The organism is Streptomyces sp. NPDC104226, from assembly GCF_055584085.1.
The window spans coordinates 636742-652393 of record NZ_JBVJMS010000003.1; the positions used below are offsets into that span (position 1 = coordinate 636742).

The 15652-nt window shown below is 71.8% G+C and carries 13 protein-coding genes; 6 read left to right on the forward strand and 7 right to left on the reverse strand.

Going from position 1 to position 15652, the window contains the following annotated elements; genetic code table 11:
• Positions 1–151 precede the first annotated feature (151 nt).
• Positions 152–1639 carry a MocR-like transcription factor YczR gene (yczR, locus tag ACZ60J_RS12790; protein WP_469681285.1) on the reverse strand — a complete coding sequence of 496 codons (1488 nt, stop codon included), beginning with the start codon at positions 1637–1639 and terminating at the stop codon, positions 152–154.
• Positions 1640–1727: 88 nt separating this feature from the next.
• On the opposite strand from yczR, the gene ACZ60J_RS12795 reads away from it, so the two are divergent.
• The 4 genes from ACZ60J_RS12795 (at position 1728) to ACZ60J_RS12810 (ending at position 5887) form a co-directional block, all read left to right on the forward strand.
• A complete protein-coding gene (locus ACZ60J_RS12795; RefSeq protein ID WP_469681287.1) occupies positions 1728–1949 on the forward strand; it encodes a hypothetical protein in 222 nt (73 codons plus the stop codon).
• A complete protein-coding gene (locus tag ACZ60J_RS12800) occupies positions 1946–2527 on the forward strand; it encodes a nucleotidyltransferase family protein (protein ID WP_469681289.1) in 582 nt (193 codons plus the stop codon). Before ACZ60J_RS12795 ends, ACZ60J_RS12800 begins: the two co-directional genes overlap by 4 nt.
• A gap of 262 nt (positions 2528–2789) precedes the next feature.
• Positions 2790–4406, forward strand: a complete 1617-nt coding sequence (aceB, locus tag ACZ60J_RS12805; protein ID WP_469681291.1) for a malate synthase A — start codon at positions 2790–2792, stop codon at positions 4404–4406.
• Between the two features lie 302 nt (positions 4407–4708).
• Positions 4709–5887 carry an SGNH/GDSL hydrolase family protein gene (locus ACZ60J_RS12810; protein ID WP_469681537.1) on the forward strand — a complete coding sequence of 393 codons (1179 nt, stop codon included), beginning with the start codon at positions 4709–4711 and terminating at the stop codon, positions 5885–5887.
• Between the two features lie 66 nt (positions 5888–5953).
• On the opposite strand, the gene ACZ60J_RS12815 is transcribed toward ACZ60J_RS12810, so the two are convergent.
• Positions 5954–6271, reverse strand: a complete 318-nt coding sequence (locus ACZ60J_RS12815) for a hypothetical protein (RefSeq protein WP_469681293.1) — start codon at positions 6269–6271, stop codon at positions 5954–5956.
• Positions 6272–6376: 105 nt separating this feature from the next.
• On the opposite strand from ACZ60J_RS12815, the gene ACZ60J_RS12820 reads away from it, so the two are divergent.
• Positions 6377–7348, forward strand: a complete 972-nt coding sequence (locus tag ACZ60J_RS12820; protein ID WP_469681295.1) for an MTH938/NDUFAF3 family protein — start codon at positions 6377–6379, stop codon at positions 7346–7348.
• Between the two features lie 29 nt (positions 7349–7377).
• Here the strand turns inward: ACZ60J_RS12820 and ACZ60J_RS12825 are convergent, their stop codons facing one another.
• Positions 7378–9429 (reverse strand): ATP-binding protein, encoded by a 2052-nt coding sequence (locus ACZ60J_RS12825; RefSeq protein ID WP_469681297.1) that lies wholly within the window; start codon positions 9427–9429, stop codon positions 7378–7380.
• Between the two features lie 126 nt (positions 9430–9555).
• Between ACZ60J_RS12825 and ACZ60J_RS12830 the strand changes: the two genes are divergently transcribed.
• Entirely contained in the window at positions 9556–10635 is a 1080-nt protein-coding gene (locus ACZ60J_RS12830) for an Lrp/AsnC family transcriptional regulator (protein WP_469681298.1), read from the forward strand.
• Positions 10636–10895: 260 nt separating this feature from the next.
• On the opposite strand, the gene ACZ60J_RS12835 is transcribed toward ACZ60J_RS12830, so the two are convergent.
• The 4 genes from ACZ60J_RS12835 to uraH all read right to left on the reverse strand — a co-directional run bounded on the left by ACZ60J_RS12835 (position 10896) and on the right by uraH (position 15652).
• Entirely contained in the window at positions 10896–12302 is a 1407-nt protein-coding gene (locus ACZ60J_RS12835; RefSeq protein ID WP_469681539.1) for a nucleobase:cation symporter-2 family protein, read from the reverse strand.
• A gap of 420 nt (positions 12303–12722) precedes the next feature.
• Entirely contained in the window at positions 12723–14126 is a 1404-nt protein-coding gene (locus ACZ60J_RS12840; protein ID WP_469681300.1) for an 8-oxoguanine deaminase, read from the reverse strand.
• A 208-nt stretch (positions 14127–14334) separates the two neighbouring features.
• A complete protein-coding gene (gene pucL, locus ACZ60J_RS12845; protein ID WP_254381168.1) occupies positions 14335–15258 on the reverse strand; it encodes a factor-independent urate hydroxylase in 924 nt (307 codons plus the stop codon).
• Between the two features lies 1 nt (position 15259).
• Positions 15260–15652: a hydroxyisourate hydrolase gene (gene uraH / locus ACZ60J_RS12850; RefSeq protein ID WP_250740538.1), complete on the reverse strand. Its 393-nt coding sequence runs from the start codon at positions 15650–15652 to the stop codon at positions 15260–15262.

The window sequence follows — 15652 nt, forward strand, 5'->3', positions numbered from 1 at the left end:
GGTCTTTCCAGCCGTCCGGCGTTTGAGGACCGGGGTCCGGGGCCGAGCCCCGGAAGGGGTCCGGGCGCAGCCCGGGGAACGGAGGAAGGGCGGGTAGGGGACTTCGCCCCGCAGGGCCCGCCCACCCGCCCGGGGCCCGGGGCGCCCCCGGCTAGGCCACCCAGTACGGCCGGTCCACCGCCGAAGGCAGCGGCACGCCCCCGTGAAAGGCCTCCGCGAGCCTCCGTACGCCCTCGTCCAGCTGCTCCGCCGCCAGCGTGTACGGGATCCGCAGCCGGTGCTCGAAGGTCCCGGGGTCCACCCCGAACCGCGCGCCGCGCCCGATGTTGACCCCGGCCGCCGCCGCCCGGTCCGCCAGCGCGGAGCTGACCGGCTCGCCCAGGTCCACCCAGAGCGAGAGACCGCCCGGCGGCACCCGCCAGGACCACTCGGGCGTGTGCCGCTCCAGCGAAGCGATCAGCGCCGCCCGCTGCCCGCGCAGCCGCTCCAGCCGGGCGGGCAGCGTCCGCTCCAGCCCCTCCAGCAGCGGGAGCGCCACCAGCTGGTCCAGGACCGAGCCGGTCATGTCGGCCGCCACCCGTACCGCCGTCAGCTCGGTGATCATCTTGGCGGTGGCCCGGATCCACCCGACGCGCAGCCCGCCCCAGTGGGTCTTGCTCAGCGAGCCGATGGTCACCACGTGGTCCGCCCCGCCCTTCGGCGCGAGCGAGGCCAGCGGGGCGGGCGCGGGCGCGTCGAGCGCGATGTCGGCGATGGTCTCGTCGACCACCAGCCAGGTCCCGGTCCGCCGGGTCGCCGCCAGCAGCCGCAGCCGCTGCTCCTCCGGCATGAGGGCTCCCGTCGGGTTGTGGAAGTCGGGGATCACGTAGGCGAGCCTCGGCACGGTCTGGCGGAGCGCGGATTCGGCGATCTCCAGGTCCCAGCCCGCGTCGGAGACGGCGATCGACCCGGTGCGCAGCCGTGCGTGGCGCAGGGCGTCCAGGGCGTTGGCGTAGGTCGGGTTCTCGGTCATCACCCGGTCCCCGGGCCGGCACAGCATGCTCACCACCAGGGCGAACGCCTGCTGGGCGCCCGCCGTGACGAGGATCTGCTCCGGCCGGGTCGCCAGTCCCCGCCGGGTGAACCGCTCCGCGATGGCGGTCCGCAGGTCGGGCAGCCCGAAGGGGTGGTAGCCGGGGCTGCGGGCGAAGGCCGGGAGCCTGGGCGCGGCCCAGGCCACGGCCTCGGTGAGGGTGCCCTCGGGGGCGCCCATGGCGGCGATGGCGAGGTCGATGCCGGGGTCTCCGTCGGCGTGGTAGCCGCCGGCGCCGACGAGGGCGTGCGCGCCGACCGGGCGGTGGCCGTCGGGGAGCTCGGTCCAGGTTCCGGAACCGCGGCGGCTGCGGACGTAGCCGCTCTCGCGCAGGAGGTCGTAGGCGCCGGTGACGGTGGCCCGGCTGGCGCCGACCGCCTCGGCGAGCTCGCGTTCGGCGGGCAGGCGCACGTGCAGGGCGATCCGGCCGTCGAGGATCAGGGTGCGGACGGCGTCGGCCAGGGACCGGTAGCCGGGGCGGGCCCGTACCTCCGCCGGGAGCAGGGCCGCGAGCTGGCGGCTGCCGATCGTTCTGTCCGCCGTCTGGACCACTCGCCCGTTTGCCATGCCAACCTCCCCTGATTGGCTCTGCCTGCCAGGCCAATCCGGGTCCAGACTCGCTGCATTGGCCGCCGATTGGCAAGGAGATGCCGCAATGTCGAATGGGTTGACCGACCGTGACGAACGGAACCTGCTCACCGCCGCCGAGAACCGGATCGCCGAGCCCCTGCGCGTGGGTGCCGCGCTGGCCGCCGTACGGCGCCTCCTGCGGCGCGAGCGAGAATCGGTGGCATGTCGGACCACAGCAGCACCTCAGACCAGCAACGGCAGCCCCATCGGCCCGCGGCGGCAGCCGACGGCTCCGTTCCCCCGGTGATCGCCGGCCTGCTCCTCGCCGCCGGCGGCGGCCGGCGCCTGGGCGGCCGCCCGAAGGCCCTGCTGACCTACCGGGGCCGCCCGCTGGTGGAGAACGCCGTACGGGTCCTGCGCGAGGCGGGCTGCGGCCCGCTGCACGTGGTGCTCGGCGCCTCCGCGGCCGAGGTGCGCGAGCGCGCCGACCTGAGCGGGTGCGTGGTGACGGACAACCCCGACTGGGCCGAGGGCATGGGCTCCTCCCTGCGGGTCGGCCTCGCCTCGCTGGCCGGTACGGGCGCCCGCGCGGCCCTGGTCTCCCTGGTGGACCAGCCGGGCATCGGCCCGGAGGCGGTGGCCCGGGTCCGGGCCGCCTACCGGTCCCCCGCGAGCCTGGTGGCGGCGGCCTACGACGGCGAGCGCGGGCACCCGGTGCTGTTCGGGGCGGACCGCTGGCCGGACATCGTGGCGACGGCCACGGGCGACAAGGGCGCGCGGGTGCACCTCTCGGCGCACGCGGACGAGCTCACGCTGGTCGAATGCGGTGACATCGCGGAGGCCTTCGACATCGACACCCCTCCCGACCTGGCACGACTCGCCTGAGCGGGCTGTGACCGCGATGGCACTGAGGGCCACCGGAAGTGGCCCGGGAACCGGAATCTGTCGACTCAGAGAATCTCGACATCAACAAACCATTGAACTTCCACCATGAGGAAATTACTATCCACTGGTCAGAAGCGCCCTGAACCCCCAGACGGCGCCCGCGACCGTATCCCGGAACTCTCCACACCCGACGGCACTGCGTGCCGTCTTGCGCGAGCATTCCCCGCGGCCGCCAGGCACCGCCGCTGAAGGAGTGACAGATATGTCCGCACCAGCGCCGTCGCTGGCCATCGTCGACGCCGAGCCCCTGCCCCGGCAGGACGAGGTCCTCACCGACGCGGCTCTCGCCTTCGTCGCGGAGCTGCACCGGCGGTTCGCCCCCCGCCGCGCCGAGCTCCTCGCCCGCCGCGCCGTGCGCCGCGCCGAGATCGCCCGCACTTCCACGCTCGACTTCCTCCCGGACACCGCACAGGTCCGCGAGGGCGACTGGAAGGTGGCGCCGGCCCCGGCCGCGCTGAACGACCGCCGTGTGGAGATCACCGGTCCGACGGACCGCAAGATGACCATCAACGCCCTGAACTCGGGCGCCAAGGTCTGGCTCGCCGACTTCGAGGACGCCTCGGCCCCCACCTGGGAGAACGTGGTCCTCGGCCAGGTCAACCTGATCGACGCCTACGAGCGCCGCATCGACTTCACCGACGCCCGCACGGGCAAGGCGTACGCCCTCAAGCCCGCCGAGGAGCTCGCCACCGTCGTGATGCGCCCCCGCGGCTGGCACCTGGAGGAGCGCCACCTGCAGTTCGAGGGCGGCCCGGCCTCCGGCTCCCTCGTCGACTTCGGCCTGTACTTCTTCCACAACGCCAAGCGCCTCATCGCGCTCGGCAAGGGCCCGTACTTCTACCTGCCGAAGACCGAGTCCCACCTGGAGGCGCGCCTCTGGAACGAGATCTTCGTCTTCGCCCAGGACTACGTCGGCATCCCGCAGGGCACCGTCCGCGCGACCGTGCTGATCGAGACCATCACGGCCGCGTACGAGATGGACGAGATCCTCTTCGAGCTGCGCGACCACGCGGCGGGCCTGAACGCCGGCCGCTGGGACTACCTCTTCTCCATCGTCAAGAACTTCCGTGACGGCGGCGAGAAGTTCGTCCTGCCGGACCGCAACGCGGTGACGATGACCGCCCCCTTCATGCGGGCGTACACCGAGCTCCTGGTCAAGACCTGCCACAAGCGCGGCGCCCACGCCATCGGCGGCATGGCGGCCTTCATCCCGTCCCGCAAGGACGCGGAGATCAACAAGGTCGCCTTCGAGAAGGTCAAGGCCGACAAGGACCGCGAGGCCGGCGACGGCTTCGACGGCTCCTGGGTCGCCCACCCCGACCTGGTCCCGATCGCGATGGCCTCCTTCGACGCCGTCCTGGGCGAGAAGCCCAACCAGAAGGACCGGCTCCGCGAGGACGTCTCCGTCGCCCCCGGCGAGCTCATCGCGATCGACTCCCTCGACGCGAAGCCCACGTACGACGGCCTGCGCAACGCCGTCCAGGTCGGCATCCGCTACATCGAGGCGTGGCTGCGCGGCCTCGGCGCCGTCGGCATCTTCGGCCTGATGGAGGACGCCGCCACGGCCGAGATCTCGCGCTCGCAGATCTGGCAGTGGATCAACGCCGGCGTGGTCTTCGAGAACGGCAAGCTCGCCACCGCCGACCTCGCCCGCGAGGTCGCGGCCGCCGAACTCGCCGCGATCCGCACCGAGGTCGGCGACGAGGCCTTCGAGAACGGCAAGTGGCAGCAGGCCCACGACCTCCTCCTCCAGGTCTCGCTCGACGCCGACTACGCGGACTTCCTCACCCTCCCCGCGTACGACCAGCTCGTCGGCTGACACCCCGCCTCCGGCTGAATCGCACAGCAGCCGGACCGCCGAGCAGTACGAGAACGCCCCCGAAGCCTTCCGGCTCCGGGGGCGTTCTCGTGCGTCCGCACCCAGTGCGCCCGACCCGTCGGCGCCGAACGACCGGTCGGTTGTTACTTGTTCGTAACTTGCCCGTACCTAGCGGTAACAACGCGCGGGGTGGCACCTTTCCGATTGCCACCGGCCGGAGGTAACCCCCACTTACCCCGCCATGCACCGGAGTTGTTCCCGGCTTCCGCATGGCCGACCGCAGGAGTTCCGCAGTGACCGGAATGCGCAGCGAGAACATGGACCGGGCCCGTCGGGTGCGACGACTGGCCGGGATCGGGATGGCAGTGCCGCTCGTCGCCGGGGCCCTGGTCGCCGCAGGGGCCGGAACGGCCGTGGCGGGACCGGGGAACGGCCCCACGGCCGTGGTCTCCCTCGGCGACAGCTACATCTCCGGGGAAGCCGGACGCTGGAAGGGCAACAGCCTGACCAACAGCGGGAACCGGACCGGCACCGACCGGGCCTGGGTGACCGGCAGCAGCTACGACCCCGGCAAGGTCTACGGGGCCACCGCGGGCGGATGCCACCGGTCGGACTCCGCCGAGGTGAAGAGCGCGGGGCCGCTCGCCGACGTCGCGATCAACCTGGCCTGCTCCGGGGCGGTCTCGCAGAACGTGTTCCGCGCCTCCAACGGAGGCGTCGCCTTCAAGGGCGAGGCCCCGCAGGCCGATCAGCTCGCGGCCGTGGCGGCGAGCAACAACGTCAAGGTCATCGCGCTGTCCATCGGCGGCAACGACCTCGGCTTCGCCGACATCATCAAGGAGTGCGCGTACGACTTCGTGATCTGGAACTCCTACTGCTACGACGACCAGCAGGAGGGTGTGGACGCGAAGATCGACCGGGTCATGGCCGACGTCGGCAAGTCCGTGGACGAGGTGCGGGCCGTCATGCGCGGCGCCGGATACGCCGACTCCTCGTACCGGATCGTGCTCCAGTCCTACCCGTCGCCGATCCCGCGCGGCGCGGAGAACCGGTACACCCAGAGCGACTGGAGCCGGCTCAACACCGGCGGGTGTCCCTTCTGGAACAAGGACTCCGACTGGGCGCGGGACTCCCTCGTGCCGCAGATCGCCGGGCGGCTCAAGGCGGTCGCCACGGCCAAGGGCGCGCAGTTCCTGGACCTGAAGGACATGATGCAGGGGCGCGAGGTGTGCGCGAAGGCGAGCAAGCAGGTGACCACCGCGGCGCCGGCCTCGGCGAAGACGAGCGAGTGGGCGCGCTGGATCGACAGCAGCGAGACGCAGGGGCTGATCCAGGAGTCCATGCACCCGAACTACTTCGGGCAGCTCGCGGCCGGCCGCTGCCTGGCCCTGGTCGTGGCACAGCCGGCGACCAACGGCTTCGCCTGCAAGAACACCGCCGGGACCGACCAGAGCGGGATGTACCTCACCCCGGCCCCGTAGCCACAGCCGTACGGCACGCAGCCCCCGTTCCGGAGCCCCGGGCCGGGGGCGGCGTGCCGTGCGGGCTCAGCCGGTGTGGAACGGATGCCCCTTGTCGAGGAGTTCGGAGTCGGCCCAGCAGACGATGGGGTAGCCGAGGCTCTTGAGGGCGAGCCGGGCCTCCTTGACGTAGCGCGTGGGACGGACGGGCAGCGGCTCCCCGGCGGCGGCCGCGGCGAGGGCCACGACGTAGTGGAGGTCCGTGCCGACGAGGGCGTACCACACGTAGGCGAGGCCACGCGCGCTGTCGGCGGGGTCCAGGCCGGCGGCGGCCGCCTCGACTTCCGCGCGGGTGATGGTGAAGGGGGCTCCGCCCAGGGTGAACGGGGTGCTGCGATCGGGCATTGCGTTCCTTCGGGGCGGAGGTCGGGGCGGCGTTGCGGCCTGCAGGAGCCGCGTACCAGCCTATATTCGGGTGATCGCGTGCGGTCCGGGTGGGATGCTCGCGGCATGACCTCAGTCGGTACCGCCCGCTCCGCCCGTCCGGCGCGTCCCAGTCTCTACATCTCCGTCGACGTCGAAGCCGACGGGCCGATCCCCGGGCCGTACTCGATGATCAGTTTCGGGGCCGCCGTGGCCGGGCGGCAGGACGGGGCTTCGTACACGGCCGCCGACCCGCAGCGGAGCACCTTCTACCGGGAGTTGCGCCCGATCAGCGAGGCGTACGTGCCCGAGGCGCTCGCGGTCAGCGGCCTGGACCGGGACCGCCTGAAGCGCGAGGGCCTCGAACCGGCCCTCGCCATGGCCGAGTTCCGCGCCTGGGTGCGCAAGGTCTCGGCGGGGGCGCAGCCGGTGATGTGCGCCTATCCGGCCTCCTTCGACTGGACCTTCCTGTACTGGTACCTGATGAACTTCGGCGGCGACAGCCCCTTCGGCCACTCGGGCTGCCTGGACATGAAGACCCTCTACGCGGCCAAGGCCCGGGTCCCGCTCCGCGCCGCCGTCAAGGGACGCATGCCGCGCGAGCTGCTCTCCCGGCGGCCGCACACCCATCACGCCCTGGACGACGCCGTCGAGCAGGCCGAGCTGATGAGCAACCTGATGGCGTGGGAGCCTCCCGCACGCTCCCCGCTCGTCACGCACCTCTCCTGGGGCCGCATGGAGGTGGAGGGGCTCCCGCCCGGCAAGGACTTCGTGCTGTACCCGGGCGGCGGCCGGTCCTGGGACTGGGCCGAGCACGGCACCCGGCACGAGCCGGGCATCCAGCCCGCCGACGTGACCGGGCTCCTCGACCGCGGCTGCACGGTCGCCGTCCTCAGCCGCGGGATGGAGCTGCGGCTCCACACCATGCCCGGGACGCTGCGGCTGCTCCAGGACGCGGGGGTGGAGGTCCACGTCGAGGAGACGACCGCCGCGGTCGAGCTCTACAACCGGCTGGCCGCGACCGAGCGCGTGGGCGGGCTCTTCCACTCGACCTGCTGAGCGGCGCGCGGCGCGCGGCGAGCGCCCGGTCAGCCCGCCAGTTCCGGCAGGAGTTCGCGCAGGGGTGTGCGGATGCCCGAGGTGTAGGCCGTGCGGAAGGCCTGCGGGGTGAGGCCGGCGCGGACCGCGTGCTGGACGCGGGGGGCCCGGGCCGCGGGCGGGCGGGTGCGGGAGACTGCGCCGAGGAGCCGGGCGGCTTCGGCGTAGCGGCCTTGGTCCGCCTCCAGTTCGGCGAGGAGCTCCACCGAGAAGGCCTGGCCGAGGGTGTCGTCCAGCGCGAACTGGGTCCGGAGCGCGCTCAGCAGTGCTCTACGGGCCTGTCCCGGGTGGCCCTCGTCGCGCTGGACCACGGCGTGGGCGCAGCTCGCCCAGGACCGGGCCCACAGGTCGGCCGAGCCGTCCGGCCCGCCGGCCGGCGGGCCGTCCCCGACCGGGACCGAGGCCGGGTCCGTACGGGCGAGCGCCAGGGTGTGCGCGGCGCGCAGGGCTTCCCGGCCGGGGCCGAAGTCCGGGTCCGCCGGGAGGAGTTCCAGTCCCTCCCGGTACTCCTCGACGGCGTCCTCGTACCGGCTCTCCCACAGCGCGAGCGTTCCGCGCAGGTGCGCGAGGTACGCCAGGCAGGCGTCCTCCCCCTCGTGGACGGCCTCCTGCCACGCCTCCACCAGCAGGGGGTCGGCGCCGTCCGCCTCCCCGAAGGCCGCGACCAGCCACGCCGCGAGCCACAGGGCCCCGGCGGGCCGGGGCGCCGGGTGCACGGCCAGGGCGCGTTCCACGTGCCTGCGCCCCTCCGCCGCCATCCCGCACGCGGACCACAGGAACCACAGGGACACCGCGATCTCCAGGGCTGCGCCCGGTCCTCCCGCGGCGAGCGGGTTCATCGCCGCGCGCAGCTCGGGGAGTTCCCTCAGGGCGAGGGCGCGCGCCTCGCCCTGCGCACCGGCGCGCCACAACTGCGCGGCCCGCTCCGCCACCACCCGGCAGCGTTCGCGGTGGCGCCGGGCCGTCGTCGCGCCGTCCCCGGCGGGTCCGTGCGCGAGCCGCCGGGCCGCGTACGCCCGTACGGACAGCGGCAGCCGGTAGCGGCCGGGTCCGGCGTCCGCGATCAGGCCCGGGGCCAGCCGGAGCAGAGCCTCGACTGCCGTGTCCGGGGTCAGCGTCCCGAAGCCGCACACCTCGGCGACGGCCGCCCTGTCGAAGGAGCCCGCGAAGACGGAGAGCCGCTCCCAGAGCAGCCGTTCGGCCGGCGAGGCCAGCCGGAGCGAGCGTTCGGCATCCACGCGGGCGCTGCGGCCCGCGCCCCCGGCGAGGAACCCCAGCGGGTCGGAGCCGAGTCTGCGGAGCGCCTGCGCGGGCGCGTACTGGTGCGAGCGGCCCGCCGCGAGCTCCAGCGCCCCGGGGATCCCGTCGAGCGCCCGGCAGAGCGCTGCCACGGCGCCCGCGTTGCGGTCGGTCAGCTCGAAGAAGGGGTCCGCGCCGCGCGCCCGCTCCGCGAAGAGCCGTACGGCCGCGTACCCGGCGACGTCCGCCACCGGGAACCGCCGGGCGGGGTCGGGCGCACCGTGCCCCGGCAGGACCGTTCGGGACGGGGGCAGCGGCTGCACGGAGGGCGCGGTCGGCACCGACAGCGGCGGTACCGCGAGCACCGCTTCCCCGGCGATCCGCAGCCGCCGCTGCGAGGTGGCCAGAATCCGTAGCCCCGGAAGCCGCAGCAGCTCGGCCACGAGCCCCGCACCGGCCTCCCCCAGCTGCTCGCAGCCGTCGAGCACGAGCAGCGCCGCACGCCCCGCCAGGCGGTCTGCGAGCTCCCCCGCAAGACCGTCCCAGCACCGCTCGGGCAGTCCCGCGAGGTCCACCCAGACCGCGTCCGGGCCGTCCCGGTCGCCCAAGGCCCCCAGGGCCCCCAAGGCGCGGACGGTGCGCACCGCGAGCCGGGTCTTGCCGATGCCGGCCGGTCCGGTGAGCGTGACCAGGCGTTCCGTGGCGAGCAGGGTGGCGAGGGCGTTGAGCTCCCGCTCCCGCCCGATGAAGCTCGACAGTTCGGCGGGCACCGCCTGCCGCACGCCCGAACCGGCCTCCCCCACACATCCTCCCGCTCTGTCCGACACGTGCGCACCGTCATGTGGTCAACAGCTGAACGCACAAAGAGAGATGATCTGCTCATAGTCCCGTTGTCCCGCCACCGACCGGGAGATCCACCAGGGGAGGGTATGAACTCGGCCATTTCCGCCATCGACGACACGGATCGGGCACTCGTCCACGCACTGCAGCTCGCACCCCGTGCGAGCTGGGAACTGCTGGGTCCGGTCCTCGGCGCGCGCCCGGACACCCTGGCCCGCCGCTGGGAGCGGCTCACCGGGTCCGGCGAGGCATGGATGAGCGGACTCGGGCTGCGCAACGGCGTCACGAAGCCCTGCATGGCGTGGGTGGAGGTCACGTGCACCGCGGGCACCTCGCCCTCGGTGGGGGACGCGCTCGTGGCGGACCCGCACGCACTGGGGATCGAGCACACCACCGGGAGCCGGGACCTGCTCGTCTTCGTGGCGGTACCCGACCTGCCGACGCTGTACGCCTACCTGTCCTGCCGGGTGCAGCGGATCCCCGGCGTGGTGGGCACCCGCACCTCGATGGTGACGGCGGTGCACTACGCCTCCGACCGCTGGCGCCTGGACCAGCTGACCCCGACCCAGATCGGCCTGCTGACCCGGCGGACCAGGCGGCCCGCGGCTTCCGGCCCGGACCGGCCTGCGGTGGCACCGCTCCAGGAGGAGGACCGGCCGCTGGTCCTGGCCCTGGCCTCGGACGCGCGGCGCACCGTGGCCTCGCTGGCCCGGGAGTTCCGGATGAGCGAGTCGACCGTACGGCGCAGGCTGGCGCGGCTGGAGGGCGGGCTGAGCCTGCGCTACAGCTGTGCGCTGGCCTCGGCCCTGTCGGGCTGGCCGGTGTCGGCGACGCTGTGGGCGGAGGCCTCCGAGTTCGAGCTCGCCGACTGCGCGGCGGTCGCCGCGGGGCTGCGCGAGACCCGTGTCTGCATGTCCGTCAGCGGCCCCTGGAACTTCATGATCGGGGCCAGGCTGCGCACGGTGGAGGACCTTTCCCGCTACACGGCGGAGCTCACCCGGCGGCTGCCGGGCCTGCGCATCACGGACTCGGCGGTGGCCCTGCACGTCCGCAAGTCGGAGGCACAGGAACTGGACCGCCGCGGCCACCGCGTGCGGACCGTCCCGCCGGACATCTGGTCGGACCCGGTCCCGGACAGCTCCGCCCCCGCGGTCCCGGCGTGCCGGTAGGGCCGGTAGGCCCGGGTGGCCGGTAGGCCCGGGTGGCCGGTAGGCCCGGGTGGCCGGTAGGCCCGGGCTTGGCCCTGAGACCCGGGCGCCCGCAGAACGTGGGCGCGCTCCTAAGCCCGGGCACGCCAGGCCCGGGGGCCCGCGCCCGGGGCGCCCGTAGGCCCGACCGCGCCCGAAACGCGTACGGCGGTGCGGACGTCAGCCCCGCAGTGGGTGACGTCCGCACCGCCGTGTCCGTCCACCGGCCGGGAACAGCCCGGTCAGTGCACCAGTACCGGATCCGGGGCGGCCGCGGCCGATCCCTTCTTGGCACCGAGGTGGTTGAAGGCCAGGTTCAGCAGGATGGCCACGACGCAGCCGGTGCTGATGCCCGAGTCGAGGACGACCAGCAGGTCCTCGGGGAAGGCGTGGTAGAAGTTCGGGGCCGCGATCGGGATCAGGCCTATGCCGAGCGAGGCGGCGACGATCAGGGCGTTCTCGCCCTTCTCCATGGCCGCGCCGGCCAGGGTCTGGATGCCGCTGGCGGCCACCGAGCCGAAGAGGACGATGCCCGCGCCGCCGAGGACCGGCAGCGGTACGACTCCGATGAAGGAGGCGGCGACGGGACACAGTCCCAGCAGGATGAGGATGCCGCCGCCGGCCGCGACCACGAACCGGCTGCGGACCTTGGTCATGGCGACCAGGCCGATGTTCTGCGCGAAGGCGCTGCACATGAAGCCGTTGAACAGCGGGCTGAGCGCGCTGCCGAGCGTGTCGGCGCGCAGGCCGCCCTCGATGGTCTTCGCGTCCGCCGGACGGCCGACGATCTTGCCCAGCGCGAGGATGTCGGCGGTGGACTCCGTCATGCACACGAGCATCACGATGCACATGGAGATGATCGCGGCGACCTGGAACTGCGGCGCCCCGAAGTGGAACGGCGTCGGGAAGCCGATGAAGTCGGCGTTCTTGACGGCGTCGAAGTTCGTCATGCCCAGCGGCAGCGCGATGAGCGTGCCGGCGACCAGGCCGAGGAGGATGGAGATCTGCTGGAGGAAGCCGCGCAGGAACTTGCGCATCAGCAGGACGATGGCGAGGGTGACCGCGGCCATGGCGATGTTCTTCATCGAGCCGTAGTCGGTGGCGTGGCTGTTCCCGCCCTGCGACCAGTTGAAGGCCACGGGGAGCAGCGAGACGCCGATCAGGGTGATGACCGTACCGGTGACGACCGGCGGGAAGAACCGGACCAGTTTGCCGAAGTACGGGGCGGCGAAGAAGCCGAGGATTCCGGCGACGATGATCGCGCCGAAGATGATCGGGATGGCGTTGTCGCCCTCACCCTTTCCGATGGCGATCATCGGGGTCACACCGGCGAAGGAAACGCCGTTGACGAAGGGGAGCTTGGCGCCGATCTTCCAGAAACCGAGGGTCTGGAGGAGGGTGGCGAGTCCTGCGGTGAAGAGCGAGGCGCCCATCAGGAAGGCGGTCTCGGTGGCGGAGAGGCCGACGGCCGGTCCGACGATCATGGGCGGGGCAACCACACCCGCGTACATGGCGGCTACGTGCTGGAGACCGCTGGTGAACATCTTCAGCGGGGGCAGAGTCTCGTCGACCGGGTGCTTTCCCCCTGCGTCGTCCGAGGCCTGCGGTACTGCGACTGCGTCTTTGCGAAACCTGGGCGCCTGGGCCACGGCTTCCTCCGAACTGTTAAACACGCCGGCAGGGACGTGATGTGTCTGGGAGGTGATGCGAAAGCTGTGCGAGTCGAGCTCTGTATGGAGTTGTGAGGGTGGTGTGGTGCTGCGGTGGTGCGGTGTTGCGAATGCTTGTCCCAAGGGGTGCGGAAACGATTCGCCCGAGGCGTTTCCACGCAGGGGCGGCCCGGGGGCCGCCGGTGAGGAAGTCGAAGTGAGCTGGAGGTGCCGTAGCAGTGGCGCGGTACACGGGCTGCGGGGCCCATGGCACGTTCGACAGAGCGACTGGCACGAGTCACCGCTCCCGGGGCGCCCTCGGAAAAACCTCGGGCGCTACCCGGGAACAGCTGCCGTGGACCCCGCTCGGGTCCGCGGCCGCCGGCCGGGGGCCGTCCCCCCCGGCCGGACTCCGTGGGATCAGGCCTGCGCGGAGATCCGCGCGAGGCGCTGGGCCTCTTCCCGCGTGGACACGGCGATGGCGTCCTCGTCGGCGAAGAGCAGACGGTTGTTCTCGACGATCTGCTTGCCGTTGACGAACGACGCGGTGACCGGGGCCGCCGCACCGAAGACCAGGGCCGTGACCGGGTCGGCGATCGAGGAGTGCAGGAGGGTGTTCAGGTTCCACAGCACGAAGTCGGCGCACTTGCCGGCTTCCAGCGAACCGATGCTGTCGGCGCGGCCGAGGACCTGGGCGCCACCGAAGGTACCGAGGCGCAGGGCCTGGCGGGCGTTGAGCGCGCGCTCGCGGTGGACCGGGTTCAGGCGGTTGATCAGCAGCGCGTTGCGCAGCTCGGTGTGCAGCTCACCGGACTCGTTGGAGGCGGTGCCGTCCACGCCGAGGCCGACCGGGACACCGGCGGCGAGCATGTCCGGGACGCGGGCGATGCCGGCGGCCAGACGGGCGTTGGAGGACGGGCAGTGCGCGACACCGGTCTTGGTGCGGGCGAACGCGGCGATGTCGGAGTCGTTCATGTGGACGCTGTGCGCCATCCACACGTCCTCGCCGAGCCAGCCGGTCGACTCGAAGTAGTCGGTCGGGCCCATGCCGAACAGTTCCTTGCAGAACTGCTCTTCCTCGACGGTCTCCGAGCCGTGCGTGTGCATGCGCACACCCAGGCGGCGGGCCATCTCGGCACCCTGCTTCAGCAGCTCGGTGGAGACCGAGAAGGGGGAGCACGGGGCGACGGCGACCTGGGTCATCGCGTCGAAGGAGGCGTCGTGGTACTTCTTCACGGTCGCCTCGGTGTCCGCGAGGGCACCCTCGAGGGTCTCGACCGCGTGGTCCGGCGGCAGGCCGCCGTCCTTCTCGCTGCGGTCCATCGAGCCGCGGGCGAGGGTGAAGCGGACGCCCATCTCGGAGGCGGCGCGGATGATCGACCCGGACAGGTCGCCGGAGCCCTTGGGGAAGACGTAGTGGTGGTCCATCGCGGTGGTGACGCCACCCTTGGCCATCGCGGCGAGGGAGCCCTGCGCGGCCGTGTACGTCATCTGCTCGTCGATGCGCGCCCACGTCGGGTACAGCGCGACCAGCCAGTTGAAGAGGTTGTGGTCGGTGGCCAGGCCACGCGTGATCCACTGGTAGAAGTGGTGGTGCGTGTTGACCAGACCGGGGGTCACGAGGTGTCCGGTGCCGTCGATGCGGCGGACGACGTTCTCGAGGTTCTCGGGGGCCTTGCCCGCGCCGACGAACTCGATCTTGTTACCGGCGACGACCACGTGACCCGAGGCGTACTCGGTGTCGTTGGCGTCAACGGTCGCAATCGCACAGTTTTCGATGACGATGCGCTCTACGGCGCTGTCATGGGCTGCCGATGCTGCCATGGGACTTCCTCGTGCTTTCAGTGGCGGTGCGGGCACGGCAAAACCCAGGGGATTTGAGTGCCGGAGCCGGGGGCCTTGACAGCTGACAGTACTGCCGCCCCGTGTGGTGCGTCCGGGTGCCGATTCAGGAAGTTGAAAGTGTTGGGTGGGCTGACGGGTGCCGCGCCGCCCCGGGGCCACTGCGGAGCCCCGGGACGCGCGTGCCACATCAGAGGTTGGTCATGTCCACGGGGATACGGGCGTCAACGCCGTCGCGGAGGACCGTCGCCTCGATCAGACCGTACGGACGGTCCGCGGCGAAGTAGACCTCGTTGTCGTTCTTGAGACCGAAGGGCTCGAGGTCGACGAGGAAGTGGTGCTTGTTCGGGAGCGAGAAGCGAACCTCGTCGATCTCCGAACGGTGGTTGATGATGCGCGAACCCATCTGGTACAGGGTCTGCTGCAGCGACAGGGAGTAGGTCTCCGCGAAGGCCTGGAGCATGTGCTTCCGGGTCTCGGCGTAGGACTTCTCCCAGTTCGGCATCCGCTGGTCGTCGTCCGACCAGCTGAAGCGCCAACGAGCCGAAACCTGGGTCGCCAGGATGCGGTCGTAGGCCTCCTTCAGGGTCGTGTACTTGTCCTTCACGTAACCCCAGAACTCGGAGTTCGTGGAGTTCATGACGACGAGGTCCTTGAGGCCGGAGATGACCTCCCAGTTCTTGCCGTCGTACGTGATCTGGGTGACCCGGGTCTCGCCGCCGTTGCGGACGAACGAGTGGTTCACCTCGTCGGAGCCGATGAACTTGGAGTTCGCGTCCGAGGTCGCGATCCGGGACCAGGAGTACTCCTCGATCCGGATGCGGGCCTTCTGGATCGGCTCCTGGCTGTTGACGAACCAACGCGCCAGGTGGATGCCGAACTGCTCGGCGGACTCGATGCCGTACTCCTTGGCGAACGCGTACACCGTGTTCTTGGTGGTGTCCGTCGGAAGGACGTTGGCGTTCGAGCCGGAGTAGTGGACGTCGTCCATGTCGCCGGAGAGGGCGACCGAGACGTTCAGGTCCTTGATGTGGTGGGTGTCGCCGTCCCGCGTGATCTTGACAACGCGGTTCTCTGCTTTGCCGTACTGGTTCTGGCCCAGAATGGTGGCCATGCTAGCTCCCTCGGTAAACGGAGTAGCCGAACGGGTTGAGCAGCAGCGGTACGTGGTAGTGCTCGCCCGGGTTCACCGCGAAGGTGATGGTGACCTCGGGGAAGAACGCACCGCTGTCCCTTACGCGGGGGGCGTCCTGCTGTGCCTCGGCGGCTTGCTTCTTGGAGAAGTACGTCTCGGTCTCGAAGTCGAGACGCACGTGGGTGGTGCCCTCCGGCAGAGCCGGCAGGTCCTTGCAGCGCCCGTCCGCATCGGTGGCGGAGCCACCCAGGGCCGCCCACTCGCCGTCGAGACCCGTACGGGCCGACAGGGAGATCGCGACGCCTTCGGCGGGCTTTCCGATGCTGGTGTCCAGGATGTGCGTGGACACCGACGCGGTGGTCTCAGTGCTCAT

Excerpts from the sequence above, each read along its gene's own strand:
- yczR (WP_469681285.1), bottom strand. The coding sequence starts at position 1,639 with ATGGCAAACGGGCGAGTGGTCCAGACGGCGGACAGAACGATCGGCAGC.
- ACZ60J_RS12810 (WP_469681537.1), top strand. The coding sequence starts at position 4,709 with ATGCGCAGCGAGAACATGGACCGGGCCCGTCGGGTGCGACGACTGGCC.
- ACZ60J_RS12840 (WP_469681300.1), bottom strand. The coding sequence starts at position 14,126 with ATGGCAGCATCGGCAGCCCATGACAGCGCCGTAGAGCGCATCGTCATC.
- ACZ60J_RS12795 (WP_469681287.1), top strand. The coding sequence starts at position 1,728 with ATGTCGAATGGGTTGACCGACCGTGACGAACGGAACCTGCTCACCGCC.
- aceB (WP_469681291.1), top strand. The coding sequence starts at position 2,790 with ATGTCCGCACCAGCGCCGTCGCTGGCCATCGTCGACGCCGAGCCCCTG.
- uraH (WP_250740538.1), bottom strand. The coding sequence starts at position 15,652 with ATGAGCACTGAGACCACCGCGTCGGTGTCCACGCACATCCTGGACACC.
- ACZ60J_RS12820 (WP_469681295.1), top strand. The coding sequence starts at position 6,377 with ATGACCTCAGTCGGTACCGCCCGCTCCGCCCGTCCGGCGCGTCCCAGT.
- ACZ60J_RS12830 (WP_469681298.1), top strand. The coding sequence starts at position 9,556 with ATGAACTCGGCCATTTCCGCCATCGACGACACGGATCGGGCACTCGTC.
- pucL (WP_254381168.1), bottom strand. The coding sequence starts at position 15,258 with ATGGCCACCATTCTGGGCCAGAACCAGTACGGCAAAGCAGAGAACCGC.
- ACZ60J_RS12815 (WP_469681293.1), bottom strand. The coding sequence starts at position 6,271 with ATGCCCGATCGCAGCACCCCGTTCACCCTGGGCGGAGCCCCCTTCACC.